At 38.9% G+C, this 1,459-nt stretch carries 2 protein-coding genes and 1 pseudogene; all 3 read right to left on the bottom strand.

Going from position 1 to position 1,459, the window contains the following annotated elements; translation table 11 throughout:
* Window positions 1-216, bottom strand: a pseudogene (locus tag QT327_RS28050) (hypothetical protein); the annotation flags it as partial.
* Window positions 217-304: 88 nt separating this feature from the next.
* The gene (locus tag QT327_RS28045) at window positions 305-811 is read right to left on the bottom strand and encodes a PH domain-containing protein (RefSeq protein WP_502910556.1); all 507 of its coding nucleotides are present in this window, start codon (window positions 809-811) and stop codon (window positions 305-307) included.
* Window positions 812-936: 125 nt separating this feature from the next.
* Window positions 937-1,459: hypothetical protein (locus QT327_RS28040; protein ID WP_289554489.1), on the bottom strand; the 523-nt coding region annotated here is incomplete at its 5' end.

The raw sequence follows: 1,459 nt of genomic DNA, 5'->3' as shown, positions 1-1,459 counted from the left end.
AGCATTTTGTGCTTGGCTTTTCTTTTTCGGATCATCTTGCTCACTGGCGTTTGCCTCCTGCTCTTGCAGAAAAGCAGCCGTTTCAGCTGGGCCCTCAGGTGCCCAACTTTTAATCCGCTCAACCCACAAGCCATTTGGATCCAATATGCCAATGGGGTCATTAAGGGCATAATTGTACGGAGACATATCTTCATACATCTCCGCAAAAGGATCCACGCTTCCCCCATCCTACTTTAGAAATTCTTTCAATTAAGACTTATAACTGATCAGACCCCTCATTTGTAAGCGGACTCCTATTATCAAATTATTTTTTTTTTGCAAGCCTATACAATCCTCTTTTTACTATTATTTTTTCTGCATCAATGGGTAGATTTAAGTTTGGCACAAGTAAACTTGTTATAGTAAGTTTCTTTCCATTTTTTAACCGAATCACAGCATGGTTATAACCATCCCATGGTAATACCGAAGATCTATTGGCTGCAAAATTGAAAGACATGTAACGCACGACTTCTTCAATATCATCCAGGTTAAAATTTATCGAAACTCCCCTATGCTTTATAATAATTTCTCTTTCTTGATACACATATTTAACAACATCCCCCCTATTAACTGTATAGTAATTCAAATGAACAACTATTGTAGGCACAACAGTAATGGTGAAAAGAAATATCGAAATAATGAAAAAGACGTCAATCCTTTCATTTGTTTTAAAAGCCATAAAGTATGGAAAGAAGACACATAGTATTATTCCTAGAATAATTGGCCAACCGTTCCGTAGATGATGTTTAAATGTGATTTTGTAAACTTCCATGTATTATTTTACTCTCAAAATCCCTCGGACCATAGAATTTATAAACGTATTCCATTTTCCATTAACGGTTTTTAACGTATTTTTAGACGTATCATACGCAACTTCTCCAGACGCTCCGCCTAGACCTACTGCAAAACCAGCTGGCCCACCATATAGAAAGCCAATCCTGCAGAAAGGCCAAAAGTACCCATATGATAACCAAATCGAGTTCTATCTGCTCTCCCATTCCAAACCTGCACACCTTCGTAAGTAAGAACACCCATGGATAAAAACGTTGCTCCATATGAAATGCCCGATCCGAAGCCTGTTAACCAACTAGCCGGCTTTGATAGTGCTGTCATACTCTGCCCGCCAAATAATTTTAAATTTCTGCCAACCAATTGATAGTTGCTTGCTACACCTGATCGGTACCCTTGACCAAACAAATACGCACTATGAACATCTCCCTCAATTTCGAAACCAACCCCAATTCCATCCAATCCTGTCGCTACTTTATCCACTCCTTCAACAAAGGACTTTAGATTAAAGTTAGATCCCAAGAGCCCCCCTTTTTGCTTAAATGGATTCAAGTCTAGATTGGATCTTTCTAAGGCCATTCCAATACTATTCGGATCATCTTGCTCACTTGCATTTGCTTCCTGTCCTTGA

The organism is Olivibacter sp. 47 (assembly GCF_030372825.1).
Taxonomy (GTDB): domain Bacteria; phylum Bacteroidota; class Bacteroidia; order Sphingobacteriales; family Sphingobacteriaceae; genus Olivibacter; species Olivibacter oleidegradans.
Note: the sequence above shows the minus strand (reverse complement) of the source record. Positions and strands in the feature narration are given on the sequence as shown.

What these genes read in the sequence shown, in the direction of transcription:
- QT327_RS28045 (WP_502910556.1), bottom strand. Translation starts at nt 811, where the DNA reads ATGGAAGTTTACAAAATCACATTTAAACATCATCTACGGAACGGTTGG.